We start from the raw sequence: 25,054 nt of genomic DNA, 5'->3' as shown, positions 1-25,054 counted from the left end.
CCTGACCCGCTAAGAGGAAAAGACAATGAGTGAACGTATCGACTTTAATGCCACATCACCTGCAGGAATGAAAGCGCTGGCCGGCGTCTACGGCTACGTCGCACAGAGCGGCCTTTCACAAGAACTGATCGAGCTTATCTTCCTGCGCGTCTCGCAGATTAACGGCTGCGCTTACTGTATCGATATGCACACCAAAGCGTTACATAAAGCGGGCATGCCGTGGGACAAAATTGTGCTCACTCAGGTGTGGGAAGAGGCGGGGAACTGGTTCTCTAAGCGTGAAGGTGCCGCGCTGGCCTGGGCCGAATCTCTGACGCTGATTGCCACCACTCACGCGCCGGATGCGGTTTTTGCCGCAGTGCAAGCGGAATTTAGCGACAAAGAAATTAGCGACATGGTGATTGCCATAGGTTTGATGAATGCTTACAACCGGCTGGCCATCAGCCTGCGCAAATTACCTGACAGCGCCCCACGCGACTAACCCCTTCCTGTTCAGAGAGTTACCCCTCAAATTCCTGTGGAATTTTCAACATTGCAGCGGGCCGTTCAACGGCCCGTATAAATGTTACTTATTTTATTTTCCCTATCATTCTCATTTTTAATCTTTAAACACTTTTTTAATTAGCCCGTAACAATGGTATATTTCTGACGCTTTTGCATCGCGATTAAACCTGCATCAGATCGGTGGTTTTTCGCTATCTGCAATCCTGAAAGGGCGAGGCAGTCCGACTGATTCCAGAAGATTCAGCGCTGTTACTCTACTTAACATGTTGATTTCCTTCAATACACGGAGATGTCGTCTCATGCGCAAACTGGCAGTAGAGAAACACGTCGATGTATTACTAATCGGTGGTGGCGTCATGAGCGCCACGTTAGGTACCTACCTGCAAGAGCTGGAGCCACAGTGGCATATCAGCATGGTAGAGCGTCTGGACAGTGTGGCGGAAGAGAGCTCGAACGGCTGGAACAATGCCGGTACCGGGCACTCCGCGCTGATGGAGCTGAATTACACGCCAGAAAATGCCGACGGTTCGGTCGAGATTAAAAAAGCGGTGGAAATTAACGAAGCCTTCCAGATTTCCCGCCGTTTCTGGGCACACCAGGTGCAGCGTAACGTGCTGCGCAACCCAAAAAGCTTTGTCACCAGCGTCTCGCATATGAGCTTCGTCTGGGGCGAAGAGAACGTAAAGTTCCTGAAAAACCGCTACAGCGCCCTGCAAAACAGCACGCTGTTCCGCGGCATGGAATTTTCTGAGGACCCGGATCTGATCCGCCAGTGGGTGCCGCTGGTGATGGAAGGGCGCGACGTCAGCCAGAAAGTGGCGGCTACGCGCATCCCGACCGGTACCGACGTCAACTTCGGCGAGATTACCCGCCAGCTGATCGCCTCACTGCAAAAAAGCGAGCGCTTCGAGCGCCAGACCAGCCATGAAGTGCGGGCGATCAAACGCGCCGCCGACGGTAGCTGGACGGTCAGCGTCTACGACCTGAAAAGCGGTGAGCAGCAGACGATCCATGCAAAATACGTGTTTATCGGTGCCGGCGGCGCAGCCCTGACGCTGCTGCAGGAATCCGGGATTCCGGAAGCGAAAAACTACGCGGGTTTCCCGGTGGGCGGCGAGTTTCTCGTCACCGACAATCCGGAAATTGTCGCCCGTCATCAGGCGAAGGTTTACGGCAAAGCTTCCGTGGGCGCGCCACCGATGTCGGTGCCACACCTCGACAGCCGCACGCTGGACGGCAAGCAGGTGCTGCTGTTCGGGCCGTTCGCCACCTTCTCCACCAAATTCCTCAAGCAGGGCTCGCTGTGGGATATGTTCGGCTCAATCACCCCGTCGAATCTTTTGCCGATGATGCGCGTGGGGCTGGATAACTTTGACCTGGTGAAATACCTGGTCGGCCAGGTGATGCTGAGCGCGGACGACCGCATCAGCGCACTGCGCGAATACTTCCCGGAGGCAGAGAAAGCCGACTGGCGCCTGGTGAAAGCCGGGCAGCGCGTGCAGATCATTCAGAAAGATGCCGATAAAGGCGGCGTGCTGAAGCTGGGTACTGAAGTGGTCACCTCCGAGGATGGCACCATCTCTGCCCTGCTGGGCGCATCTCCTGGCGCCTCAACGGCAGCGCCGATCATGCTGGATTTGATGAGCAAAGCGTTTAAGCAGCAGATGGCAACGCCTGAATGGCAGAGCAAGCTGAAGGCGATTATTCCTTTCTATGGGCAGCGCCTGAACGGTAACGTCGCGGCGACCGAGAAAGAGCTGGCCGAAACCAGCCGCATTCTGCAGCTGGACTACACGCCAATGGCGCCAGCCGCTAACGACGAGCCGGTCACTGCGGTGGATTCGGTGGTCGGTAAGTAAATTCGGCATAAGCCACCCTCAAGGTCTTTCGTCAGACCTTGAGGTATTTTTCAGCGTGACGCCAGAGGTTGCCTGCCCATTAACGCAGCCGCCAGTTCAAGCAGCGCAATCAGTGCCAGCGCCGTGATAAACCATACCTTCCCAGCTTCCACTAACAGCCATCCCCCGAACAGCGGAAAGCCAAAAATGCCAATAAAATAGCTCACCACGAACCAGGTCAGAGCCGCATGTCTGTCGGCAGGAGCCGAGTCGTTGACCGCCCAGGTCTGTATCACCGGATACACCAGCCCATAGCCAATTCCCGTTAACACTGCTGCTGCTATCTGAAAACCGGGGTGAAGTGGAATGCCCAGCAGGCAGACCAGCCCACACGTCATACAACACAGCAGCACACTGACCAGAGGAGTGCGCGGCAGCACAGATAAGCGGCGGGCGAGTAATAAGCGGGCGATCACCACGGTCACCGCATGTACCATGAAGAAGGTGCTGGCACTGGCTCGGGTTCCATCAACCAGCGATCCCTGAAAAGACATCATGCCAGAGAATACACAGCCTCCCAGTCCGACCATTACAATAGGCCTGCCGGCACTGCTGGCGGCAAGCCGTGTTATTTTTCTGAACCATGTCCGAAGCCTGACCTCCCTTTGCGGGCCGGGTTCTTTGTTGCCAAAAATTGCCAGCAGGAGCGCAGCAAGAATCCCCGTTGCTCCTACCAGCAAAAATGCGTACTGCAGAGACACCTGCAGCTGCTCAACCAGTATGGTCAGTACCACTGGCCCCCCACAAATTCCTGCCATCTGAAACGCGCTGAAGCGGGTAAACCAGTGCCCACGCTCAGCATCAGTAATGCGTTCGGAAAGCGCCATTGGTCCGCCGATATAAAACATCCCCCACCCAAGGCCAATCAGCAGTGCGGCAATAGAAGGAAAAATATTGCGTTGATCGCTGCTGCCCAGCAGCAGATAGCCACCGGACATCGCCAAAGCAGCGAGTGCCGCCAGTCGGGAGGCATCCAGGCGCCCGGCAAACCAGCCGACCAGCGGCACGCCCAACAGAGTTCCGACTAAAGCCATGCTGAGTGTGGCCCCAGCCTCAATATCAGTGCCTCCGTGGGACCGAAACCAGGCGGAGATCAGGAAGGTGGCCCCATAGCCTCCTGCCATTAATAACGTACCAAAAAACAAATAAAGCGCCGATGTACTTCGCATAGTTCAGCGCTCCTGGTAGGTTTTAGGGATGTGAAATGAGGCAGGAGTCATCGCTCTCAGGCTTTTTACCGCCTCGCCCAGGCGCTGGCAGAGGTAACGTATCTCATCCTCGTGATTAAAACGGCCAAGGCCAAATCGTATGCTGGCCTGTGAGAGTGAATCACTCACCCCAATCGCCTGCAATACGTGTGACGGTGCACGCTGCGCAGAAGTACATGCGGAGCCGGAAGAGAGCGCAAACTCCGAGAGTTCAAGCAGGAGCGAGTCAGCATCAATACCCGCGAATGAGACATTTAACAGGCCAGGAAGAGACTCGTGCTGGTTACCGTTGAACTTTACTTCAGGGATCTCGTTGAGGATGTACTGGCAAAGCATATCGCGCAACGCGCGTATCCTCGCCGTCTCTTCGGGCATGTTATCAACCGCTAGCTCGACGGCTCGTCCAAAACCAACGATACCCGGAACATTAAGCGTGCCGGATCGTAGGCCGCGTTCATGACCTCCACCGACAAGCAGGGGTGAAAGCCTGATAGTGGGATTACTCGAGTTGATATACAGGGCACCAACACCTTTTGGACCATAAACTTTGTGGGCAGAGAATGAAGCCAGACTAATACGACCCTTTTGTACATCGAAGGCGACTTTACCCAGCGCCTGCGTGGCATCGGTGTGAAAAGGGATATTGCACCGCTGACAAATTTCACCTATCTCTTCGATTTTCTGCAAAGTACCGATTTCGTTATTGGCGGACATTATCGAAACCAGACGTGTATCATCCCGGATAGCTCGGGAGACAGCTTCAGGAGAGACAACGCCATCAAGCTGAGGCGCCAGCAAGCTAACATCAATCCCTCGGGAATTGAGCCTGGCACAGCTATCCAACCCGGCTTTATGTTCAATCGTTGAAGTAATGACATGCCCGCTATTTTCTGGCAGAGACAATGCCAGGTTAATAGACTCTGTTGCACCAGAGGTAAAGATAATGTCAGCAGGGTTTGGCGCATTGATCGCTGCCGCTATGACTTTTCTCGCCTTTTCGACTGCCTTTTTCGCCTCCCAGCCAAATGCATGGCTGTGGCTTGCTGCGTTACCATAATCAGTCGTCAGATAAGGCATCATTGCCTGCAATACTACGGGATCCAGAGGGGTAGTGGCATTATTATCCAGGTATATTGCTCGGTCCTTGCAATTCATAATGATTATCCTTAGTTATAAAAATAATAATCTTCTTTATGCATTTGGTGCAGAAATGATATCCCCCTGGCTGATCTCTCCCGTATCACTGACCAGATTGAGACGAATAGCCGATGAGATACCTAATTGATGACTTAACTGGAGACCGCGCACATAAGCCAGACTTCTTGACCAGGGCGAATCCTCAAAAAAAACCTCAAGGAAGTCTCCCTGAGTATTATCATGACCAGACGCCCGCTCGAAATATTCCTTCGTGATGGCAGCACAAGTTAACCGTTGCGCTGACGCTTTTTGGTCGATAACAGAAGGGGATAATAAACTTTCGGAATTACTCTCCGATAACATTCGCTGAATAAGTATTTCAGGTAACGTTTCAGTTGCCAGTGTATGCGCCAGATGTTGCCGGGCCGAATCCTCATGAATGGCCTGAATCTCGCTCAGCGAAATTTGATAATTTTCCGCTACGGGTTGAAAGACTTTTTGTATATCAGGATGAAGGTGACTGAGTCGGGGTCGGCGCTTTTGTGAGTTGGTAAGATTTTCTGTCAGAAACTGCATACGAAAAATACCTTGATGATCGAAAGCCACTGACAGTTTTGGCAATATTCGCTTACTGCTGAGTTCACGGCACTTTGACGCAAGCAGCAATGCTGCCTCAAAGGCTTTTAACTGTGCCTCAACGTTAATCACTTGATCATCATCTAAGAAAACGCGTGAATTTCCTGCCAGAATACTGATATTTGACTCTTCCCTATCCATTCTATCTTCTCCATAATAATTGATTTATCAGCGGAAAATAATAAAACACCATCAGAAATAACAAGCACTCTTTCAATAACATTGATGATAACTATTTAACCTATATTAAACGGGAATATTCATCATTACCTTAACGTGCCATTCTTAAAAAAACTTATACCGATAAGTTCTCAATGAGCATGAAAAAAAACGTAAATAGTCAATTTAAATATACGACCACAGAATTCGGTGGTCGGTAAGTAATTTCCAAAGGGCCGATCGGAAAAACCATCGGCCCCTACATTACGCCGCCATCTGAAACGCTTCGACCAGCATCCACAGGGTCGTCACCAGCAGCGACAGCGCCATCAGGCTGTTAAACAGCTGCAATTTCCACGCTACCTGCAAATGCTTGCCCAGGCGATCGCCCATCGCTGCCCACAGTAAAATGCACGGCAGGTTCAGCGCCATAAAGCCGAGCATTACCGTCAGGATGGTGCTGTTTACGGTGTACATCAGCGCCACATTTATCGCCATCAGCCACGCTTTCGGGTTCACTGCCTGAAATAACACCCCGCCAATAAACGTCATCGGCCGCGCTTTCTCACGCATCTCCGGCGCGCCGGAGCGGTAGATTTTCCACGACAGCCACAGCAGGTAGACGCAGCCGACCAGCGTCAGCGGCAGGCGAATCGCCGACATCCACTGCAACAGTACCTCCAGTAGCCCTCCGGCCAGCGCCGTTTGCAGCGCACAGCCGACCAGAATGCCGCTGACCATTGGCAGCGTGCGGCGCATGCCGAAGTTAACCCCGGAAGTCGCCAGCAGCATATTGTTCGGGCCTGGCGTAATCGACATCACGGTGACGTAGCTGATAAATGAAGGATCGAGCATGTTAGGTATCCTGCTGTTCAGATGAGGAGACCAGTGTAATCAGCGCCTGGCAATGGTAACAGATGCAGAAACCCGCTATTGTAATGAGTACAAATTACAATATTTGCAACTGTACCCATTCCGCGAGGAGCACACTGTGTCCATTATCGAGCCGCAGGCCACGCTGTACCATCAGCTGGCGGAAACGCTTGCCGAGGCGATTCGTCAGGGCACCTTTATGCCGGGCAGCCGCCTGCCTGCCATTCGCCGCTGCGCCAGCATCCATCAGGTCAGCGTCAATACCGTACTCACCGCTTATGGCATCCTCGAAGATCGCGGTCTGATTGAAGCGCGCCCCCAGTCCGGCTACTACGTGCGCGATGCGCTACCGGCCCTGACGCGGCAATCCTTTCAGCACAGCAGCGTGCGTTCGCCAGGCCGTGAGAAGCTCGATCTGATCGATGCCGTGTTTGCCGCGCAGAATCACAGTGACTACACCAATATTTCGCTGGCCTGCCCGCAGAGCGGCGATTTCTTCCCGACGGCGAAAATCAGCCGCATTATGGCCTCGCTGCTGCGCCGGGAGCCGCAGCTGATTGGCCGCTATGCCCTGCCGCCCGGCAGCGTGCGCCTGCGCCGTGAGATAGCCCGGCGCTCGATGGACCTCGGCATCACCATCAGCGCGGAAGACGTCACGCTGACGCATGGCTGTATGGAGGCGCTGCAGCTCGGCCTGCGTGCCGTGACTCAGCCGGGCGACTGCGTCGGGGTGGAAACACCCACCTATTTTTATCTGTTTCCACTGCTGGCCAGCCTCGGGCTGAAGGTGCTGGAGATCCCCACCGACCCGCAGTACGGGCTGTCGCTCGATGCGCTGGAGCTGCTGCTGCAGGAGAAGCGGATAAAGGCGCTGATTGCCATGCCGAATGCGCAGAACCCGCTCGGCAGCAGCATGACGCTGGCCGGGAAAAAACGCCTGGCGCGGCTGGTGAATCAGTATCAGGTGCCGCTGCTGGAAGACGGGCTGTATGCGGAGCTGCAGTTCTGCTGGCCGCTAACCCCGGCGGTAAAAGCCTTCGACGAAGGCGGCTGGGTGATGTACTGCACCAGCTTTACTAAAACCGTCGCGCCGGACTTCCACCTCGGCTGGATTGCCGCCGGGCGCTTTGCTCAGCAGCTGGCGCGCCTGAAGGCGGTCTCGTCGCTGGCCGAATCGCGCCTGCTGTCGGAAACGCTGGGGCACTTTCTGGAATCGGGTGGCTACGACCATCATCTGCGCTCGCTGCGCCGCCGCTATGCTGCGCAGCTGGAAGAGGCGCGTGGCATTATCGCCCGCCATTTCCCCCAGGGCACCCGCGCCACGCGGCCCAGCGGCGGGTTTGTTTTCTGGGTAGAGTTACCGGGCAATGTCGACAGCGTGGAGCTGTTCCACCGCCTGCTGCAGGAGAAGATCTGCCTGACGCCAGGCGCGCTCTACACGCTGTCCGAGCGCTGTAACCACGCGCTGCGCCTCTCCTGCTGCTATCCGTTTGACGAGCGTTATACCTGGGCTCTGAAACGTACCGGTGCGCTGGCCTGTGAGATGAGCGGGATTGCCGCCGGGATTTAACCGCGGGTCGACCGAAGAAGAAGGTCGACCCCTGCAGGATAAGGACGGTGCTGCCTATGGCGTACCGTTGCGGCCCCAGGTGGCATAGCCTTTGCGCGCCGTCAGCCGTTCGTAGTAGGCACGCACCGCAGGCAGCTCGGCGTGTTCGAGCGGGGTTTCATACCAGCGGTTGACCGACAGCCCAATGGGGATATCAGCCAGCGAGAATGACTCCCCGGCAACATAGGCGCCGGTGCGCTCCAGCTGCTGGTTAAGGATGCCCATGGTGTACGACCAGCCTTTACAGGCGGCGGCCAGCAGGCGCGGGTCCTGATGCGCCGCAGAGTGGCGTACCAGCGACATAAATGCGTAGCGCCAGGCGGTATTCAGCTCGGTGGCCTGCCAGTCAATCCACTGGTCAACGCGGGCGCGCTGCTGCGGATGCGTCGGGTAAAGCGCTTCGCCACCGTAGGCATTCGCCAGGTAGCGGATAATGGTGTTGGACTCCCACAGGATAAAGTCTCCGTCCATCACCACCGGGATCAGCGCGTTAGGGTTAAGCGCCTTAAATTCGGCCTCCTGTGGCGACTTGAAGCCTTCGCCCCACTCTTCGCGGCGAAAACTGATACCCAGCTCGTCGCAAACCCACAGCACTTTTCTGACGTTAATCGATGAGGCACGTCCCAGTATTTTAAGCATAAAATGGTCACTTTTTTAGCCAGCGTGCTTTATTAATACCATAATAACCGGCACTGACAACCGCCACCCGAATCGCAGACGCACGGTCTGAGAACTTGAACAGGTACAGTTATGACGCAATTACGCGCTTTTAAACAGGTTGATGTTTTTACTTCCTCTCCCTATAACGGCAACCCGCTGGCGGTGATCATGGAAGCCAGCGATCTCAGCGATGAGCAGATGCAAACCATCGCCCGCTGGACTCATCTCTCCGAAACCACCTTTGTCCTGCCGGCCACCGACCCGGCTGCCGACTATCGGGTGCGAATTTTTACCCCGGATTACGAACTGCCGTTTGCCGGGCACCCTACGCTGGGTACGGCTCACGCGCTGCTGGAAGCCGGCATCACGCTAAAAAATGCGGGTGAGATTGTGCAGCAGTGCGGGATTGGGCGGGTGAAGGTAAAGATTAGCGATGACGGCGCGCTGGCCTTTGCCGCCCCGGAAGCCATTCTTACCCCGTTCAGCGATGCGCCCATCAGCAGCGCGCTGAACAGCGACAGCCTGGAGGAGCAGCTGCCGGTCACCATCGCCGATATGGGTATTCGCTGGCTGCTGGTGCCGATGACCTCGGCAGACGCGGTGCTGGCGATTAAACCGGATGCGGTGGAGCTTGCCCGCCTGATAAAAAAGGCGCGGGTCAATGGCGTGATGCCGTTTGGCCCAATTCAGGGAGCAGAAGAGCAGTATGAGGTGCGCGGCCTGCTGATTGAACAGGGTGCAGTGACGGAAGACCCGGTTACCGGCAGCGCCAACGCCTGCCTTGCCCGCTATTTCCAGCAGCGCGGCGTGGAGCTGGACTACCGCGTGCGCCAGGGGACGGCGATGCAGCGTGCTGGCCGCCTGAGCGTCAGCTACGGCGCCGATGGCATCTGGATTGGTGGCCAGACCGTCACGGTGATTGATGGCACCATCCGCATATAACGGAACGACCAGTGCATCACTGCAAACCCCGTAGTGGCTGACCTTCTTTTTTGGTCAGCCAGTTTAGCAGAGCGATCCGTGCATCACTGCACACCCCGTAGTGGCTGACCCTCTTTTTCGGTCAGCCAGATGGCGTTTCGCTCAGCCAGCCATTTCAGCTATTACAGGTACATCCCGCCCGACGCTTCAATACGCTGGCCGTTAATCCAGCGGCACTCTTCGCTGAACAGCGCGGCAACGGCGTAACCGATATCATCCGGCAGCCCGGCGCGGCCCAGTGCGGTTTGCGAGGCGATCAAGGCGTTAATCTCCGCGTTATCCCGTACCCGGCCGCCGCCGAAGTCGGTTTCAATCGCTCCCGGTGCCAGCACATTAACGGCAATGCCGCGTGCACCCAGCTCTTTTGCCTGGTAGCGCGTCAGCACCTCAATCGCCCCTTTCACCGCCGCATAAGCAGCGGATCCCGGATGGGTAAAGCGCGCCAGGCCGCTCGACACATTGAGAATGCGCCCGCCGTCGGCGATCAGCGGCAGCAGCTTCTGCGTCAGGAAGAACGGTCCTTTAAAGTGGATATCCACCAGCTGGTCAAACTGCTGTTCCGTGGTGTCGACAAACGGCTGGTAGAGCGCCGTTCCGGCGTTGTTTAATAAATAATCAAAATTTTTACGCTGCCACACCGTTGCCAGCTGTTTTTCCACTTCTGCTGCAAAAGTAACGAACGTCGCGCTGTCGCCCACGTCCAGCGGCAGCGCCACCGCACGCGCTCCCAGCGCGCTGATGCGCTCAACCACCCCCTGCGCCTCCTGCTGCTGGTTACGATACGTCAGAATGATATCAACACCTTTTTCCGCCAGTTTCAGCGCCGCATTTTGGCCTAAACCGCGGCTACCGCCGGTGATCAATGCAATTTTATGGCTCATTTTCTTCTCCAGGGAGTTGGCTGTGGACAAAAAAGAGGATATTACCTGCTGGCTGATCTATAAATGTCCTGAGATACGCTTCACTGTTCCATTACTAACAACAATGAGCGCCACAATGGATAAAATTCACGCAATGCAGGTGTTTGTCAGAGTTGCAGAGATGCAGAGTTTTACCCGCGCTGCCGACAGCCTGGGCTTGCCGAAAGGCAGCCTGTCGCGCCAGATCCAGGCGCTGGAAAACAGCCTCGGTTCACGCCTGCTGCACCGCACCACGCGCCGGGTGCAGCTGACGCAGGATGGCCAGGTCTATTTCGAGCGCTGTCGCGACGTGCTGGCAACGCTGGAGGAGATGGATTCCCTGTTTCAGCACGATCCAGCGACTCTGAGCGGCCGCCTGCGCGTGGATATGCCGGTCAGCCTTGCCAGTAATTACCTGATCCCACTGTTGCCTGAGTTTTTGCAGCACTATCCAGGCATTGAGCTGGAGCTGAGCAGCAGCGACCGCCGGGTGGATGTGATCCGCGAGGGATTTGACTGCGTGGTACGCGTCGGGACGCTGGAGGACTCCGGCCTGATAGCACGCCAGCTGGGGCATCTGCCGCTGATTAACTGCGCCAGCCCGGATTACCTGGCACGTTTCGGCACGCCAAATACGCTGGAGGCGCTATCCCAACACGCCATGGTGCACTACAGTCAACAGCTGGGCAGCCAGCCGGAAGGCTTTGAGTATTTCGACGGCAAAACCGCCAGGCTGATTAAGACCGGCGGGGTAATCACCGTTAACAGCACCGAAACCTACCGTTCGGCCTGCATTGCCGGGCTGGGGATCATTCAGGTGCCGCGCGTGGGGGTGACTCAGGCGCTGAAGGAGAAAAAGCTGGTCGAAATCCTGCCCTATTTTCCGGCAAGGCCCATGCCGCTGTCGCTGCTTTACCCGCATCGCCGCAACCTGGCGCGCCGCGTACAGGTTTTCATTGAATGGCTCAGTCAGGTCCTGAAACGCTACGTTGCCTGACCAGCAGGCTATAATTCACCACGTCAGTTCATTAAAAGGATAGAGAAGAAGTTATGACGGATAATCAACAACGCGATCCCCGGAAGCCAGAGCAGCCTGCACAAAAGCCGCTGATCAACATTAAAACCGGCAATCACACGGTCGATAAATCCATTTCCCACGTTTCAAGACTGGTTAGCTGGTTCCAGGCTATTCCGGCGGTGGCGCACTTTATTCGCGCCGGTGAGCGCTTTAACGATCGTCTCGGCAGTCAGTTTGGCGCGGCAATCACCTATTTTTCCTTTCTCTCGCTGATCCCGATCCTGATGGTGTCATTTGCCGCCGTCGGTTTCGTGCTGGCCTCAAACCCGGATCTGCTGACCGGGCTGATCAACAAGATCGTCGGCAGCATCAGCGATCCCGCGCTGGCCGCCACGCTGAAAAGTACCGTTAATACCGCCATTCAGCAGCGCACCACCGTCGGACTGACGGGTTTACTGGTGGCGCTCTACTCCGGGATTAGCTGGATGGGCAATCTGCGTGAAGCGATCCGCGCGCAGTCGCGTGACGTCTGGGAACGTACGCCACAGGATCAGGAGAAAATCTGGTTTAAATATACCCGTGACTTTATCTCGCTGACCGGGCTGGTGTTTGCGCTGATTATCACGCTGTCGCTGACCTCAATTGCCGGTTCAGCGCAGGCGTCGATTGTGCGGGCGCTGGGGCTGGAAGGTATCGAGTGGCTGCGTCCGGCGATGACGCTGATCGCCCTGTCGATCTCTATCTTCGCCAACTATCTGCTGTTTTTGTGGATTTTCTGGATACTGCCGCGCCATAAGCCGCGTAAAAAAGCGCTGTTTCGCGGCACGCTGCTGGCGGCGATCGGGTTTGAGGTGATTAAATTCATTATGACCCTGACGCTGCCGAAGCTGGCATCCTCACCTTCCGGTGCGGCGTTCGGTTCGGTGCTGGGGCTGATGGCGTTCTTCTATTTCTTTGCACGCCTGACGCTGTTCTGCGCCGCGTGGATTGCCACCGCGCAGTATAAAAATGACCCGGAACCGGAGCAGAATAAGCGGGTAGCCTAAATCGGAGCTGATAGCGGGTCGACCGAAAAAAAGGTCGACCCCTACAGAAAATCGCCAGAAGTTATTTCAATATCGCGCAGCTGTGATCCTGCAGCTCTTCGGCAGAAGCGCGATTCAGCAGCAGCAGATTGCGCTTCACCACCATCAGCACCCTCTTGCCATCGCCCAGTGCAGCAATCGCTACGCCGTAGCTGCCCATCTCTTCCCGGGCACCAGGCAGCTCGTTAGCAATACGGATAAACGGGCTGGTACGCTTAAATTCATCGCGCGTGATGCTGCGCACCTGGTATTGGTGCTCTCCCAGCTGCCGGCTCTGCCACTGGCTGGTGAGCGTTTTGCCCAGCGCATCCAGCTGCTGCCGGATATCCGGGCGCAGGCAGGAGATATGAATATGCAGCTGATTCTGCGTGCGGCCCCAGCGAGAGTTGACCGTCAGCGCATAATTACGGTCATCAATCATCGCGCCGCGCTTCTCTTCCATAAAATGCCGCGACCGCCAGGCCTCAGCTAAATAGTTTGGCGTGGCGGGGTTGAGTAATTTCTGGCTCTCTATTCCGCTCACTTTCGCCACCGGTATCAGCAAAAATTGCAGCGGGCCGTTGCGGTCTTTCAGCACCACATAACCGTCCTGAATATTGACCTGGCGGCAGGGAGCTGGATTATTTTTTTGTTGCTGGCCGGGGATACACTGCTGGCTGACGATTTTCCATAACGCATCCGAATTTTTATGAAAATTCAGCGCCATAGAAGCACATCCGACGGTTATCAGTACCCCTAAAACCACCAGCACAATAACAAACCGCCTTCGTCCCGACATCTCTTTCACACCTCTGACTTCGTATCGCTCACAATGTATTCTAAGCGGGGCAGGAAATCATGCGAATTTAACTGTAGAGCACCGGTTAACGGAAATTATTTAATACCGTTAATTACTTAAATCAAATAGAGAAAACAAAAAGGGCCGACAATGTCGGCCCTCAGTGAATTGCGCTTATTACGCTTAGCGCTTCATCACCTGGTCATAAGTCCCACCTTCAGCGAAGTGGGTCTTCTGTGCCTGCGCCCAGCCACCAAACTTATTATCAATGGTGAACAGTTTCACCGGCTGGAAGGTGCTGGCATATTTCTTCGCCACGGCGGCATCGCGCGGACGGTAGAAGTTCTGCGCGGCGATATCCTGGCCCTCCGTGGAGTAGAGGTACTTCAGGTATTCATCGGCCACTTTACGCGTATCGCGCTCATCCACCACCTTATCGACCACGGAAACGGTCGGCTCGGCGAGGATCGATTCGCCTGGCGTGACAATCTCAAACTGGTCTTTGCCCAGCTTGTTGACGGCCAGATAGGCTTCGTTTTCCCACGCAATCAGCACATCGCCAATGCCGCGTTCCACGAAGGTATTGGTCGCGCCGCGCGCGCCGGAATCCTGAACTTCGACGTTTTTGAACAGCGCTTTGACGTAATCCTGGGCTTTTGCCTGGTCGCCTTTGTTCTGATCCAGCGCCCAGCCCCAGGCCGCCAGATAGTTCCAGCGCGCACCGCCGGACGTTTTCGGGTTCGGGGTGATCACCGACACGCCAGGTTTGATTAAATCTGGCCAGTCGTGAATTTGTTTTGGGTTACCTTTGCGCACCAGGAAAACAATGGTGGAAGTGTAAGGCGCGGAGTTATCCGGCAGGCGTTTGATCCAGTTTTTATCAATGCGGCCGCGTTCGGCAATGGCATCTACGTCGGAGGCCAGCGCCAGCGTCACCACATCGGCCTTAATCCCGTTGATGACCGAGGTCGCCTGCTTACCTGAACCGCCGTGCGACTGGCGGATCACCACATTATCGCCGGTTTCCTGCTTGTAGTGCGCGCTAAAGGCTTTGTTGTACTGCTCGTAAAGCTCACGGGTCGGATCGTACGACACGTTTAGCAGCTGAATATCCTTTGCCAGCACGCTGGTTGAGGCCAGTAACAGGGTAATTCCCACACTCCACTTATTCATTGCACGCACTCCCAAAGGTTTTTATCTGCGTGAAGCGTGACACAAAGCGAAGTATGTATTAAAGAATTAAAAATTAGCTGTAATAACTTTATCGAATAACGCTACGCATAAGAAAGGCGCTGACCTGCAGCGCCCTGCTTTGATACGGGAAAATCAGTAGAGCTTCTTGGCGGTTTCCAGCCAGTCGCCTTTAAACGGACGCTTCATATTCTCAATCGCATCGATAATGTCGTGATGCACCATCTTCTCATTCTGAATACCGACGCAGCGGCCACCGTAGCCCTGCAGCAGCAGCTCGATAGAGTAAGCGCCCATGCGGGAAGCCAGAATGCGGTCATAGGCAACCGGCGCACCGCCGCGCTGAATGTGGCCCAGCACCGTGGCACGGGTTTCGCGCTTGGTCTCTTCTTCGATATATTTCGCCAGTTCATCGATATCGCAGATGTGCTCGGTAATCGCGACGATAGCGTGTTTTTTACCTTTAGCGATGCCGGCTTTAATCTCGTTCACCAGCTCTTCACGGGTGTACGGATATTCCGGCAGCACGATGAACTCACAGCCACCGGCAATCGCCGCCGCCAGCGTCAGGTCACCACAGTAGCGGCCCATGACTTCAACGATAGAGATGCGCTGGTGTGATGAGGAGGTATCGCGCAGGCGGTCAATCGCCTCAACCACGGTTTCCAGCGCGGTGAAGTAACCGATGGTGTAGTCGGTACCGGCAACGTCATTGTCGATGGTGCCCGGCAGACCGATGCACGGGAAGCCCATCTCTGTCAGGCGCTTGGCACCCATGTAGGAACCATCGCCGCCGATCACCACCAGCGCATCAATACCGCGCTTTTTCATGTTCTCAATTGCCACGGTACGCACGTCTTCATTACGGAATTCCGGGAAGCGTGCAGAGCCGAGGAAAGTGCCGCCGCGGTTGATCATATCGGACACGCTGTAGCGGTCGAGATTAATCATGCGGTCTTCATACAAGCCCAGGTAGCCGTCATAAATGCCACAAACTTCCAGTCCTTCACTGAGCGCAGCGCGAACCACACCGCGGATTGCAGCGTTCATCCCTGGGGCGTCACCGCCGCTTGTCAGTACACCGATTTTCTTAATCATGACAACCTCTGAACTTGTAGATGCAAATGTTAAATTCTGGACGCCGGAGCATAACGACGTGCGTGAGCGAGATAAGCGACTCAATTAATGGCAATAGTATACCAAACCCTGCCAGCTGAATTGATTCAGGTCAGGCAACATTCGGCTATTTTTTTTGCGTTACATCACGTTTTACGCAGTGTAAGCAGTCACTATTTCAATTAAAAAGTTTTACAGCTGAAAATTCCCCTGACGCCCCTCGGGCACCACGGAGCAGGGATCCTGATGAATAATCACGTCAGAACCTGGAAACTTTTGTAAAATCGCCTGTTCAACCTGTTCGGCTACCTGATGAGCCTGGTACAGCGGCAGGTGATCGTCCATTTCCAAATGCAGCTGAATAAAACGGGTGGGGCCAGACTGACGCGTGCGGATATCGTGGGCGCCCTGTACGCCAGGCCACGCGGCAACGATATCAATAATCGCCTGATGCTCTTCCTCGGGCAGCGCGCGATCGAGCAGGGCCTGCACGGCTTCATAACCCATGCGCAGAGCACTATACAAAATCCATACGCCAATCCCTAACGCAAATAGCGCATCGGCGCGGTGGAAGCCGTACCAGCTCAATCCTAGCGCCAGCAGGATCGCGCCATTCATCACCACGTCAGACTGATAGTGCAGCATATCGGCACGGATCGCCTGGCTGCGGGTACGACGCACCACCCAGCGCTGGAAAGTGACCAGCACCAGCGTCGAAAACAGGGCAATAAGCGTCACAATGATGCCGATAAGCGGGGCTTTCATCGGTTCAGGGGAAGCGAGATGTTGCAGACCGGTGAGAAAAAGGAACAGGGCTGAACCGGAGATAAACATGCTTTGCGCCAGCGCCGCGAGGGATTCAGCTTTGCCGTGCCCGAAGGTATGCTCCGCATCGGCAGGCTGGAGCGAATAGCGCACCACCAGAAGATTGGTGAGCGAGGCGGCGATATCCACCAGCGAGTCCACCAGCGCGGCCAATAAGCTGACCGATCCGGTGTACCACCAGGCGAAGATTTTAATCAGCAGCAGCAGCGAAGCCAACGCCGTGGCTGCCAGCGCTGCCGAGTTAACTAAGCGCGCATAGTTTGCATTCATAGCGTTTACCCACCCGATTCAGTGCCTTTGAGTATACTGGTTTTCGGGCAAAAAAAACCCCCACCATCATGGTGGGGGAAGACAGGGATATTGTCTATGGCAAGGAAAAACAGGGATACTATGTTACTGGTTACTGCGGGTTACTACCGGTACTGCTTGCTGCCTGCAGCGGTGATGACAGCTGCATATTCGTTAGCCTGCGCAATTCTTGCAGGCGCTGCTGATGTTTCTGTTGCAAAACGGCCTGCTGCTGTGGCGTTAACAGGTGGTACATCTGATTGCGTATCCGGGCCATCTCGACCTGGCGCGCCACTTCCGCCTGTGCAATCTTTTCCGCCTGAGCCTGGTAAGCCGCTTCGTCAAATTTTTCTGCAATAATCAGTTCGTGCAGTTGCTCTAAATCGTTAATACTTATGGGAGAACGATCGTGACGCGCTTGCTGCATCAGATCGCGCAGTTGCTGGCGCTGCTGCTCCGTCAAGTTGATGCCATCAAACATGTGACTTTGTGGAACCTGCCTCACTGGGCGGTTAGCCTGGTCATCCTGATGCATCTCGTCAGTCGTCGTGGCGTTGACAGACCAGGCAGCTGAGAGGCTAAGCATCAGTGCCGGAACGACAACGACGGCGGTAACTTTGCGCATCGTTTACTCCCGTGTTGGTTTCCGTATTTCGATTCAACGAGATTGAGTCTACGGGGACAGCTGCAAACATGCGTCAGGGGGTGTAAAACTACGTAAAGCCATGGAATGAGCGCATAAGTTCACGGTATTTTGCCTGCGGAGGGCAATAAAAAATGAATAAAATCCTGTTGGTTGACGATGACCGCGAATTGACTTCGCTGCTGAAAGAATTGCTTGAAATGGAAGGATTCAACGTGCTGGTTGCCGGTGACGGCGAGCAGGCACTGGCGCTACTGGACAGCTCTGTGGATCTGTTATTACTCGATGTGATGATGCCGAAGAAAAATGGCATCGATACTCTGAAGGAGCTGCGTCAACAACATCAGACGCCGGTAATCATGTTAACCGCACGCGGTAGCGAGCTGGACCGTGTTCTGGGCCTCGAACTGGGTGCTGATGATTATCTGCCGAAACCCTTTAACGACCGCGAACTGGTGGCACGTATTCGCGCCATCCTGCGTCGTTCCAACTGGAGCGAACAGCAGCAACAGCACGACAACAGCTCACCGACGCTGGAAGTGGATATGCTGCGCCTGAACCCAGGCCGCCAGGAGGCCAGCTTTGAAGATATCACGCTGGATCTGACCGGCACGGAATTTACGCTGCTGTATCTGCTGGCCCAGCATCTCGGCCAGGTGGTATCGCGTGAGCACCTGAGCCAGGAAGTGCTTGGCAAGCGTCTGACGCCGTTTGACCGGGCAATTGATATGCATATCTCCAACCTGCGGCGCAAGCTGCCGGAGCGCAAGGACGGCCATCCGTGGTTTAAAACCCTGCGTGGGCGCGGCTATCTGATGGTGTCCGCGACATGATATCCAGCCTGACCACCCGCATCTTTGCCATTTTCTGGCTGACCCTGGCACTGGTACTGATGCTGGTGTTAATGCTGCCCAAGCTTGATTCCCGTCAGATGACGCCGCTGCTGGATAACGAGCAGCGGCAGGGAACGATGATTGAGCAGCACGTTGAGGCGGAGCTGAGTCAGGACCCGCCCAATGATTTAATGTGGTGGCGCAGGCTGTTCCGCGCCATCGATAAATGGGCGCCGCCCGGTCAACGCCTGCTGCTGGTGACCAGCGAAGGGCGCGTGATTGGCGCGCAGCATAATGAAATGCAGGTGATCCGTAACTTTATCGGCCAGTCCGATAACTCCGATCATCCGCAGAAGAAAAAGTACGGTCGGCTGGAGATGGTTGGCCCATTTTCGGTGCGCGATGGCGAAGATAACTATCAGCTGTATCTGATCCGTCCTGCGGGCAGTTCCCAGCTCGATTTTATCAACCTGCTGTTTGACCGCCCGCTGCTGCTGCTGATTGTTACCATGCTAATCAGCTCACCGCTGCTGCTGTGGCTGGCGTGGAGCCTGGCAAAACCGGCGCGCAAGCTGAAACATGCGGCGGATGACGTGGCGGCCGGTAATCTTCGCCAGCGGCCGGAGCTGGAATCGGGGCCGCAGGAGTTTCTTGCCGCCGGGGCCAGCTTTAACCAGATGGTCAGTGCGCTGGAACGAATGATGACCGGTCAGCAACGACTGCTGTCCGACATCTCCCACGAGTTGCGCACCCCGCTGACGCGCCTGCAGCTGGCGACCGCGCTGATGCGCCGCCGTCACGGAGAAGGTAAAGAGCTGGGGCGTATTGAGATGGAAGCACAGCGGCTGGACGGCATGATCAACGATCTGCTGGTGCTGTCGCGCACTCAGCATAAGAACGCGCTGGTGAGCGAAGCGATTAAGGCCAATCATCTGTGGTCCGACGTACTGGAAGATGCGCGCTTTGAAGCCGAGCAGATGGGCAAAACGCTGGAAGTGCCTTACCCACCGGGACCGTGGCCGCTTTACGGCAACCCGAACGCGCTGGAAAGTGCCTTTGAGAACATCGTGCGTAATGCCCTGCGCTACTCCCACAGCAAGATTGCCGTCAGCTTCGCGGTTGATAAAAAAGGCATCACTATCCACGTTGATGACGATGGCCCGGGCGTCAGCGCGGAAGATCGTGAGCAAATTTTCCGCCCGTTCTACCGCACCGATGAGGCGCGCGACAGGGAGTCCGGCGGCACGGGGCTGGGGCTGGCGATTGTCGATAACGCCATTCAGCAGCACCGCGGCTGGGCAAAAGCTGATGACAGCCCGCTCGGTGGCCTGCGCCTGACGATATGGCTGCCGCTGTATACCACCCACAGCGAATAATTTGCTATCCTTCGGCCCTCGTTCCTGAGGGCCGCTTTCATGCTTAATATCGTCTTGTTTGAACCCGAAATCCCGCCGAACACCGGCAATATCATTCGCCTGTGCGCCAATACCGGCTTTCAACTGCACTTAATCAAACCGCTCGGTTTCGCGTGGGATGATAAACGGCTGCGCCGCGCCGGGCTGGACTACCATGAATTCACCGCGATTAAGCATCACGATAGCTATGACGCTTTCGCCGCCTCAGAGGCCCCACAGCGGCTTTTTGCACTCACCACCAAGGGAACCCCTGCCCACAGCGCTGTCAGCTTCCAGCCGGGCGATTACCTGCTGTTTGGCCCGGAGACGCGCGGCCTGCCCGCCAGCATTCTCGATGCGCTGCCGGCACAGCAAAAAATCCGCATTCCGATGATGGCGGACAGCCGCAGCATGAATTTGTCGAACGCGGTGTCAGTGGTGGTATATGAGGCGTGGCGGCAGTTAGATTACGCAGGGGCGTTACTGAAAGGCTGATAAACTGTAGGGGTCGATCGGCGATCGACCCGCAAAATCAAATCCCGTCACCAAATTCAAAGCCCGGCACCATGCCATTAAAATGCTGATCCATATCCATGGATGGCTTATCGCTGCCCGGCTTGCCGACAATACGCGCCGGTACGCCCGCCGCGGTGGTGTGCGGCGGCACCGGCTGCAGCACCACGGATCCGGCGCCGATCTTCGCGCCGCGCCCCACTTCGATATTGCCGAGGATCTTCGCACCGGCGCCGATCATCACCCCTTCGCGGATCTTTGGATGACGGTCGCCGCTGGTTTTGCCGGTCCCGCCCAGGGTGACCGACTGCAGAATCGAAACATCATCCTCGATGATCGCCGTTTCACCCACCACGATGCCCGTGGCGTGGTCCAGCATGATGCCGCGACCAATGGTCGCTGCCGGGTGGATATCCACCGCGAAGGAGACGGAGATTTCGTTCTGCAGGTAAACCGCCAGCGCACGGCGGCCCTCATTCCACAGCCAGTGGCCAATGCGATAGGCCTGCAGGGCGTGGAAGCCTTTCAGGTAGAGCAGCGGCGTGGAGTATTTATCCACCGCCGGGTCACGCTGGCGTACCGCCTGAATATCGCAGGCGGCAGAGATGATCATCGACGGGTCCTGACGATAAGCATCCTGAATCACCTCACGAATGGCGATTGCCGGCATGATCGGATTAGCCAGCTTGTTGGCGAGCATATAGCTCAGCGCGCTGCCCAGGTCATCATGCTTGAGCAGAGTGGCGTGGTAAAAGCTGGCCAGCATCGGTTCACAATCGGCCAGCGCACGCGCTTCCGTTTTGATGTTCTCCCAGATCAGTTCAGGCTCTACACACGGCATGGCTCACTCCCCATTAAAAAATAGCGCCCGTCTGGGCGCCAGCATCACAACACGATGAACCCGGTCAGCTCCCGCTGTTTTCGTCCTTCCTTGTGCGCCCGAGCAGGCTGGTTGCCGCCTCACGCGCATTCTTACCACAGTAAAGCACCTGATAAATCTGCTCGGTAATGGGCATTTCCACGCCGAACCGCGCAGCCAGCGCCTTCACTTCTTTGGTATTGCGGAATCCTTCCACCACCTGCCCAATCGTGGCCTGTGCGCCTTCAACATCGGCACCCTGCCCCAGCATCATGCCGAAGCGGCGGTTACGCGACTGATTATCGGTACAGGTGAGTACCAGATCGCCCAGCCCGGCCATGCCCATAAACGTCGTGGCATCTGCGCCCAGCGCGGCACCCAGGCGGCTCATTTCGGCCAGCCCGCGGGTAATCAGCGCGGTGCGGGCATTGGCGCCAAAGCCAATACCGTCCGACATGCCAGCGCCGATAGCGATCACGTTTTTCACCGCTCCGCCCAGCTGCACGCCGATAAAATCAGGGTTGTTATACACGCGGAAGCTTTTACCGCAGTGCAGCAGCTGCTGCAGCTCTTCGGCAAACTGCGTGTCCGTCGCTGCCAGCGCAATCGCCGTTGGCAGGCCAGCGGCCAGCTCTTTGGCGAAAGTCGGGCCGGAAATCACCGCCAGCGGAATAGCGTCACCGAGGATCTCACGCGCCACGTCTTGCAACAAGCGGCCCGTCTCCTTTTCCAGACCTTTCGTAGCCCACACAATGCGCGAATCAGCGCGCAGATGCGGCTTAATCTGTTGCAGCACGTCACCAAACACGTGGCTTGGCACCACCACCAGCAGGTCGCGGCTGGCCGCAATCGCCGCAGCGAGGTCGGTTTCAAGGTGGAGCGTAGCGGGGAAAGGGACATCGGGAAGGAAAGCGGTGTTACAGCGGTCGGCCTGCAGTTGCGCCTGGTGCTGCGGGTTATGGCCCCACAGCACCACGTCATGGCCGTTACGCGCCAGCGTAATCGCCAAAGCGGTGCCGTACGAGCCGGCACCGATGACGCTCATAGAAGCATGAAGGCTACGCATTAAGCGTCCTGCTGCTGTGCTGCACCTTCACCTTCAGACTGCTGCAGATAGTTCATGAACAGCGCGTCAAAGTTAACCGGTGCAAGGTTCAGCTGCGGGAAAGTACCGCGTGATACCAGGCTGGTGATGCACTCACGTGCATACGGGAACAGAATATTAGGGCAGTAAGCGCCCAGGCAATGTGCCATCTGCGTGCCTTCGATACCACCGATAGAGAAGATACCTGCCTGCTGTACTTCACACAGGAACGCAGAGTCTTCGCCGACGGTTGCGGTCACGGTGACGCGCAGTACCACTTCATACACATCGTCAGCCAGCTGGCTTGACGCGGTGTCGAGGTCCAGTTTCACTTCCGGCTCCCACTCTTTCTGGAAAACCTGTGGCGCGTTAGGCGCTTCGAAAGAGATATCTTTGGTGTAGATACGCTGGATCTGGAAAGACATATCGGTGTTGTTCTGTTCTGACATGGTACGTAATCCTATTGGTTAATAATCCGTTATTGCGCTGCAGCAATAGTCAGGCAATGTGCGCCAGATGCGCAGCCTTCCCTTATTTTAACAGCGGTTCAAGGCCATCACGACCGTCGAGTGCAAACAGGTCGTCACAGCCGCCGATGTGCTGTGCATCAATAAAAATCTGAGGCACCGTGGTCCGGCCGCTACGTTCAATCATTTTTTCACGCAGGTCAGCATTCCCGTCAATTGGAATTTCTTTGAAATTCACGCCTTTCTGGCTCAGTAGTGCTTTCGCCCGATGGCAGAAAGGACAGGTTGCTTTGGTGTAGATCTCAACGTTAGCCATGGTGGCCCTCCAGTAATCGTTATTGCGCGCGGTTTATTTACCGCGCACCAGCGGCAGATTATCGCCGCTCCAGCCGGATACGCCTTCTTTCAGCACGTAAACCTGCTCATAGCCTGCAGCATTCAGCTGCGCCGCAGAATCGGATGCGGAGGTGCCGGTAGCACACACCACGATCAGCGGTTGGGCTTTATATTTTTCCAGCTCGCCGAAGCTACCTTTCTTGATATCTGCGGCCAGCACATTAATCGCATTAGAAATATGGCCCTTGCGGTAATCATCGCGCCCACGCACGTCCACTACCACGGCTTCTTCTTTGTTAATTAAACGGGTTGCTTCACCACGGCTAATTACTTTTACCTTGGAGAACATGCCCTTAACGGTGGTCACGATCACCAAAACCAGCAGAACAACCCACGCCAGAGCTAAAATGGTGTGATTGCCTGCGAACTGCATAATATCTTGCATGAGGGGTAACAACTCCCGAAAGGGTTAATAAGCTAAAACAAGGCTTCTGAGTATACCTGCCAGGAGTGCCATGTACAGTCGCGTAGAGCCTCAGAGTGATGTTTTCTGCGACAGATTACAAAAAAAAGTTGCCTTAAGTGAAAGCAGCTATCCTGTGATGGCGACGCTGCGTTCTTAAGCGGCGAATTGTTGTGCAATCAGGGCTTTTTGTGGCATCGGATCTGGCGGAAATGTTACCGTCAGTAATAGAAAACCAGCGCGAGATGGCTGGTAAGCTGCTGTTCATCGTGGAATAATCCGGGGCTATGAGGGAAAAAGCGACAGTGTTACATTCATGGACCCCGCGTAAACAGCAGGCTGCTGCCCTGCCACTGCGCGTAAGCATGTCCAATCTGGCAGTCGGGGTACTCTGTACCAGCGCCCTGCTGTTCTCTTTTTCCGCTCTCGCGGCAGAAGACAACAAGTCTCAGCTGCAAAGTATTCAACAGGATATCGCGGCAAAAGAGAAAAGCGTCAGGCTGCAAAAGCAGCAGCGCAGCCAGCTCCTTGACCAGCTGCAGAGCCAGGAGAAGGTCATTGCCCAGGCCAGCCGCCAGCTGCGCGACACGCAGAGCAGCCTCACCACGCTGAATAAAGAGATTTCCGCGCTTAATGCCTCCATTACTCAACTCCAGCAGCAGCAGACCCAGCAGGAATCGATTCTGGCTGAGCAGCTGGATGCCGCTTTCCGCCAGGGCCAGCACAGCGGGCTGCAGCTGATCCTCAGCAATGAAGAGAGCCAGCGCAGCGAACGTATGCTGGCCTATTTCGGCTACCTCAATGAGGCGCGCCAGAAATCGATTGAAGACCTCAAGCAAACGCGCAGCGATCTCTCTGCGCAGAAAGCCAGCCTGGTGGATAAGCAGGCCCAGCAGAAGTCGCTATTAGCACAGCAGCAGTCGCAGCAGGCGAAGCTGGAAAGCGCTCGCCAGGCGCGCAAGAAAACCATCACCACGCTCGAATCCTCGCTGGAGAAAGATCAGGCCCAGCTGGTTGAGCTGCGTCAGAACGAAAGCCGCCTGCAGGATAAAATCGCCAGGGCCGAACGTGAAGCTAAGGCGCGGGCGGAACGTGAAGCGCGCGAGGCTGAAAAAGTTCGCCAGCGTGAGGCGCAGGCGAAGAGCAAAGGCACCACCTACAAACCGACCGACAGCGAGCGGTCGCTGATGTCGCGCACCGGCGGCCTTGGTCGGCCGGGCGGTCAGATGGTCTGGCCGATCCGCGGCAGCATTGAACACCGCTTCGGTGAGCAGCTGCAGGGGGAACTGCGCTGGAAAGGACTGGTCATCGACGCGCCGGAAGGTACCGAAGTCAAAGCGATTGCCGATGGCCGCGTGCTGATGGCCGACTGGCTGCAGGGCTACGGCCTGGTGGTCGTGGTCGAGCACGGCAAAGGCGATATGAGTCTGTATGGTTATAACCAGAGTGCGCTGGTGAGCGTAGGTACCCAGGTCCGCGCAGGACAGCCTATCGCGCTGGTCGGCACCAGCGGTGGGCGCGGCACGCCGTCACTCTATTTTGAAATCCGCCGTCAGGGACAGGCAGTCAATCCACTACCGTGGTTAGGAAGATAGTT

Annotated in this window: 26 protein-coding genes; 10 read left to right on the top strand and 16 right to left on the bottom strand. The window is 56.0% G+C overall.

All coding sequences use genetic code 11. The annotated features are described in order from the left end of the window. The first annotated feature begins 25 nt into the window (after positions 1-25). The gene (locus J2Y91_RS08625) at positions 26-481 is read left to right on the top strand and encodes a carboxymuconolactone decarboxylase family protein (RefSeq protein ID WP_099753989.1); all 456 of its coding nucleotides are present in this window, start codon (positions 26-28) and stop codon (positions 479-481) included. Positions 482-767: 286 nt separating this feature from the next. Further along, positions 768-2,363 (top strand): malate dehydrogenase (quinone), encoded by a 1,596-nt coding sequence (mqo, locus tag J2Y91_RS08620; RefSeq protein WP_133622290.1) that lies wholly within the window; start codon positions 768-770, stop codon positions 2,361-2,363. 50 nt (positions 2,364-2,413) lie between these two features. On the opposite strand, the gene J2Y91_RS08615 is transcribed toward mqo, so the two are convergent. The 4 genes from J2Y91_RS08615 to J2Y91_RS08600 all read right to left on the bottom strand — a co-directional run bounded on the left by J2Y91_RS08615 (position 2,414) and on the right by J2Y91_RS08600 (position 6,397). After that, positions 2,414-3,571 carry an MFS transporter gene (locus J2Y91_RS08615; RefSeq protein WP_133622291.1) on the bottom strand — a complete coding sequence of 386 codons (1,158 nt, stop codon included), beginning with the start codon at positions 3,569-3,571 and terminating at the stop codon, positions 2,414-2,416. Positions 3,572-3,574: 3 nt separating this feature from the next. Beyond that, positions 3,575-4,765, bottom strand: coding sequence for a cysteine desulfurase family protein (locus J2Y91_RS08610; RefSeq protein ID WP_133622292.1), 1,191 nt, complete (start codon positions 4,763-4,765; stop codon positions 3,575-3,577). A gap of 36 nt (positions 4,766-4,801) precedes the next feature. After that, entirely contained in the window at positions 4,802-5,524 is a 723-nt protein-coding gene (locus J2Y91_RS08605; RefSeq protein ID WP_133622293.1) for a hypothetical protein, read from the bottom strand. 282 nt (positions 5,525-5,806) lie between these two features. Then, complete coding sequence (locus J2Y91_RS08600) at positions 5,807-6,397, bottom strand: LysE family translocator (RefSeq protein WP_133622294.1); 591 nt, start codon at positions 6,395-6,397, stop codon at positions 5,807-5,809. A gap of 136 nt (positions 6,398-6,533) precedes the next feature. Between J2Y91_RS08600 and J2Y91_RS08595 the strand changes: the two genes are divergently transcribed. Continuing rightward, positions 6,534-7,985, top strand: coding sequence for an aminotransferase-like domain-containing protein (locus J2Y91_RS08595; RefSeq protein WP_048914265.1), 1,452 nt, complete (start codon positions 6,534-6,536; stop codon positions 7,983-7,985). 54 nt (positions 7,986-8,039) lie between these two features. On the opposite strand, the gene J2Y91_RS08590 is transcribed toward J2Y91_RS08595, so the two are convergent. Beyond that, a complete protein-coding gene (locus J2Y91_RS08590) occupies positions 8,040-8,663 on the bottom strand; it encodes a glutathione S-transferase family protein (protein ID WP_048914264.1) in 624 nt (207 codons plus the stop codon). A gap of 111 nt (positions 8,664-8,774) precedes the next feature. On the opposite strand from J2Y91_RS08590, the gene J2Y91_RS08585 reads away from it, so the two are divergent. Continuing rightward, positions 8,775-9,626 (top strand): PhzF family phenazine biosynthesis protein, encoded by an 852-nt coding sequence (locus J2Y91_RS08585; RefSeq protein ID WP_133622296.1) that lies wholly within the window; start codon positions 8,775-8,777, stop codon positions 9,624-9,626. A 161-nt stretch (positions 9,627-9,787) separates the two neighbouring features. On the opposite strand, the gene J2Y91_RS08580 is transcribed toward J2Y91_RS08585, so the two are convergent. After that, positions 9,788-10,546 carry an SDR family NAD(P)-dependent oxidoreductase gene (locus J2Y91_RS08580; protein WP_133622297.1) on the bottom strand — a complete coding sequence of 253 codons (759 nt, stop codon included), beginning with the start codon at positions 10,544-10,546 and terminating at the stop codon, positions 9,788-9,790. A gap of 115 nt (positions 10,547-10,661) precedes the next feature. Between J2Y91_RS08580 and J2Y91_RS08575 the strand changes: the two genes are divergently transcribed. Then, positions 10,662-11,561: a LysR family transcriptional regulator gene (locus J2Y91_RS08575; protein WP_048914261.1), complete on the top strand. Its 900-nt coding sequence runs from the start codon at positions 10,662-10,664 to the stop codon at positions 11,559-11,561. 53 nt (positions 11,562-11,614) lie between these two features. Next, on the top strand, positions 11,615-12,628 hold the full coding sequence (yhjD, locus tag J2Y91_RS08570; protein WP_048914260.1) for an inner membrane protein YhjD: 1,014 nt from the start codon (positions 11,615-11,617) through the stop codon (positions 12,626-12,628). Between the two features lie 61 nt (positions 12,629-12,689). Here yhjD and J2Y91_RS08565 read toward each other — a convergent pair whose 3' ends face one another. The 5 genes from J2Y91_RS08565 to cpxP all read right to left on the bottom strand — a co-directional run bounded on the left by J2Y91_RS08565 (position 12,690) and on the right by cpxP (position 17,490). Further along, positions 12,690-13,445: a CDP-diacylglycerol diphosphatase gene (locus tag J2Y91_RS08565; RefSeq protein ID WP_133622299.1), complete on the bottom strand. Its 756-nt coding sequence runs from the start codon at positions 13,443-13,445 to the stop codon at positions 12,690-12,692. Between the two features lie 183 nt (positions 13,446-13,628). After that, complete coding sequence (locus tag J2Y91_RS08560; RefSeq protein ID WP_133622300.1) at positions 13,629-14,618, bottom strand: sulfate ABC transporter substrate-binding protein; 990 nt, start codon at positions 14,616-14,618, stop codon at positions 13,629-13,631. 153 nt (positions 14,619-14,771) lie between these two features. After that, on the bottom strand, positions 14,772-15,734 hold the full coding sequence (gene pfkA, locus J2Y91_RS08555) for a 6-phosphofructokinase (RefSeq protein ID WP_133622301.1): 963 nt from the start codon (positions 15,732-15,734) through the stop codon (positions 14,772-14,774). Positions 15,735-15,944: 210 nt separating this feature from the next. Further along, positions 15,945-16,847, bottom strand: coding sequence for a CDF family cation-efflux transporter FieF (gene fieF / locus J2Y91_RS08550; RefSeq protein WP_133622302.1), 903 nt, complete (start codon positions 16,845-16,847; stop codon positions 15,945-15,947). A 130-nt stretch (positions 16,848-16,977) separates the two neighbouring features. After that, positions 16,978-17,490, bottom strand: coding sequence for a cell-envelope stress modulator CpxP (gene cpxP / locus J2Y91_RS08545; RefSeq protein ID WP_048914255.1), 513 nt, complete (start codon positions 17,488-17,490; stop codon positions 16,978-16,980). Positions 17,491-17,642: 152 nt separating this feature from the next. Between cpxP and cpxR the strand changes: the two genes are divergently transcribed. Genes cpxR through trmL form a run of 3 tightly spaced genes read left to right on the top strand, consistent with a single transcriptional unit; the run spans position 17,643 to position 20,230 of the window. After that, positions 17,643-18,341, top strand: a complete 699-nt coding sequence (cpxR, locus tag J2Y91_RS08540) for an envelope stress response regulator transcription factor CpxR (protein ID WP_048914254.1) — start codon at positions 17,643-17,645, stop codon at positions 18,339-18,341. Further along, positions 18,338-19,717, top strand: coding sequence for an envelope stress sensor histidine kinase CpxA (cpxA, locus tag J2Y91_RS08535; protein WP_048914253.1), 1,380 nt, complete (start codon positions 18,338-18,340; stop codon positions 19,715-19,717). Before cpxR ends, cpxA begins: the two co-directional genes overlap by 4 nt. Positions 19,718-19,756: 39 nt before the next feature. Beyond that, on the top strand, positions 19,757-20,230 hold the full coding sequence (gene trmL, locus J2Y91_RS08530) for a tRNA (uridine(34)/cytosine(34)/5-carboxymethylaminomethyluridine(34)-2'-O)-methyltransferase TrmL (RefSeq protein ID WP_133622303.1): 474 nt from the start codon (positions 19,757-19,759) through the stop codon (positions 20,228-20,230). Positions 20,231-20,267: 37 nt separating this feature from the next. Here trmL and cysE read toward each other — a convergent pair whose 3' ends face one another. The 5 genes from cysE to J2Y91_RS08505 form a co-directional block, all read right to left on the bottom strand. Then, positions 20,268-21,089, bottom strand: coding sequence for a serine O-acetyltransferase (cysE, locus tag J2Y91_RS08525; protein ID WP_048914251.1), 822 nt, complete (start codon positions 21,087-21,089; stop codon positions 20,268-20,270). A gap of 64 nt (positions 21,090-21,153) precedes the next feature. Next, entirely contained in the window at positions 21,154-22,173 is a 1,020-nt protein-coding gene (gpsA, locus tag J2Y91_RS08520) for an NAD(P)H-dependent glycerol-3-phosphate dehydrogenase (RefSeq protein ID WP_133622304.1), read from the bottom strand. After that, positions 22,173-22,640 carry a protein-export chaperone SecB gene (secB, locus tag J2Y91_RS08515; RefSeq protein ID WP_048914249.1) on the bottom strand — a complete coding sequence of 156 codons (468 nt, stop codon included), beginning with the start codon at positions 22,638-22,640 and terminating at the stop codon, positions 22,173-22,175. The genes gpsA and secB overlap by 1 nt, the downstream gene beginning before the upstream one ends. Before the next feature lie 82 nt (positions 22,641-22,722). Then, positions 22,723-22,974: a glutaredoxin 3 gene (grxC, locus tag J2Y91_RS08510; protein WP_048914248.1), complete on the bottom strand. Its 252-nt coding sequence runs from the start codon at positions 22,972-22,974 to the stop codon at positions 22,723-22,725. A gap of 33 nt (positions 22,975-23,007) precedes the next feature. Next, positions 23,008-23,439 carry a rhodanese-like domain-containing protein gene (locus tag J2Y91_RS08505; protein WP_048914247.1) on the bottom strand — a complete coding sequence of 144 codons (432 nt, stop codon included), beginning with the start codon at positions 23,437-23,439 and terminating at the stop codon, positions 23,008-23,010. 305 nt (positions 23,440-23,744) lie between these two features. Here J2Y91_RS08505 and envC point away from each other — a divergent pair, with 305 nt between their 5' ends. Next, positions 23,745-25,052, top strand: a complete 1,308-nt coding sequence (gene envC, locus J2Y91_RS08500) for a murein hydrolase activator EnvC (RefSeq protein ID WP_048914246.1) — start codon at positions 23,745-23,747, stop codon at positions 25,050-25,052. The last annotated feature ends 2 nt before the right edge of the window (positions 25,053-25,054 follow it).

The sequence above is a fragment of the Erwinia aphidicola genome (assembly GCF_024169515.1).
In the GTDB taxonomy this organism is placed as follows: Bacteria; Pseudomonadota; Gammaproteobacteria; order Enterobacterales; family Enterobacteriaceae; genus Erwinia; species Erwinia aphidicola.
The sequence above is the reverse complement of the archived record's forward strand: the minus strand, read 5'-3'. Positions and strand labels throughout refer to the sequence as shown.

Coding starts and splice junctions, on each gene's coding strand:
- J2Y91_RS08560 (WP_133622300.1), bottom strand. CDS start 14,618: ATGAATAAGTGGAGTGTGGGAATTACCCTGTTACTGGCCTCAACCAGC.
- J2Y91_RS08575 (WP_048914261.1), top strand. CDS start 10,662: ATGGATAAAATTCACGCAATGCAGGTGTTTGTCAGAGTTGCAGAGATG.
- cysE (WP_048914251.1), bottom strand. CDS start 21,089: ATGCCGTGTGTAGAGCCTGAACTGATCTGGGAGAACATCAAAACGGAA.
- J2Y91_RS08615 (WP_133622291.1), bottom strand. CDS start 3,571: ATGCGAAGTACATCGGCGCTTTATTTGTTTTTTGGTACGTTATTAATG.
- J2Y91_RS08590 (WP_048914264.1), bottom strand. CDS start 8,663: ATGCTTAAAATACTGGGACGTGCCTCATCGATTAACGTCAGAAAAGTG.
- secB (WP_048914249.1), bottom strand. CDS start 22,640: ATGTCAGAACAGAACAACACCGATATGTCTTTCCAGATCCAGCGTATC.
- J2Y91_RS08505 (WP_048914247.1), bottom strand. CDS start 23,439: ATGCAAGATATTATGCAGTTCGCAGGCAATCACACCATTTTAGCTCTG.
- J2Y91_RS08625 (WP_099753989.1), top strand. CDS start 26: ATGAGTGAACGTATCGACTTTAATGCCACATCACCTGCAGGAATGAAA.
- J2Y91_RS08605 (WP_133622293.1), bottom strand. CDS start 5,524: ATGGATAGGGAAGAGTCAAATATCAGTATTCTGGCAGGAAATTCACGC.
- envC (WP_048914246.1), top strand. CDS start 23,745: ATGAGGGAAAAAGCGACAGTGTTACATTCATGGACCCCGCGTAAACAG.
- J2Y91_RS08580 (WP_133622297.1), bottom strand. CDS start 10,546: ATGAGCCATAAAATTGCATTGATCACCGGCGGTAGCCGCGGTTTAGGC.
- fieF (WP_133622302.1), bottom strand. CDS start 16,847: ATGAATGCAAACTATGCGCGCTTAGTTAACTCGGCAGCGCTGGCAGCC.
- J2Y91_RS08610 (WP_133622292.1), bottom strand. CDS start 4,765: ATGAATTGCAAGGACCGAGCAATATACCTGGATAATAATGCCACTACC.
- grxC (WP_048914248.1), bottom strand. CDS start 22,974: ATGGCTAACGTTGAGATCTACACCAAAGCAACCTGTCCTTTCTGCCAT.
- cpxR (WP_048914254.1), top strand. CDS start 17,643: ATGAATAAAATCCTGTTGGTTGACGATGACCGCGAATTGACTTCGCTG.
- J2Y91_RS08600 (WP_133622294.1), bottom strand. CDS start 6,397: ATGCTCGATCCTTCATTTATCAGCTACGTCACCGTGATGTCGATTACG.
- trmL (WP_133622303.1), top strand. CDS start 19,757: ATGCTTAATATCGTCTTGTTTGAACCCGAAATCCCGCCGAACACCGGC.
- J2Y91_RS08585 (WP_133622296.1), top strand. CDS start 8,775: ATGACGCAATTACGCGCTTTTAAACAGGTTGATGTTTTTACTTCCTCT.
- pfkA (WP_133622301.1), bottom strand. CDS start 15,734: ATGATTAAGAAAATCGGTGTACTGACAAGCGGCGGTGACGCCCCAGGG.
- J2Y91_RS08565 (WP_133622299.1), bottom strand. CDS start 13,445: ATGTCGGGACGAAGGCGGTTTGTTATTGTGCTGGTGGTTTTAGGGGTA.
- gpsA (WP_133622304.1), bottom strand. CDS start 22,173: ATGCGTAGCCTTCATGCTTCTATGAGCGTCATCGGTGCCGGCTCGTAC.
- mqo (WP_133622290.1), top strand. CDS start 768: ATGTTGATTTCCTTCAATACACGGAGATGTCGTCTCATGCGCAAACTG.
- yhjD (WP_048914260.1), top strand. CDS start 11,615: ATGACGGATAATCAACAACGCGATCCCCGGAAGCCAGAGCAGCCTGCA.
- cpxP (WP_048914255.1), bottom strand. CDS start 17,490: ATGCGCAAAGTTACCGCCGTCGTTGTCGTTCCGGCACTGATGCTTAGC.
- cpxA (WP_048914253.1), top strand. CDS start 18,338: ATGATATCCAGCCTGACCACCCGCATCTTTGCCATTTTCTGGCTGACC.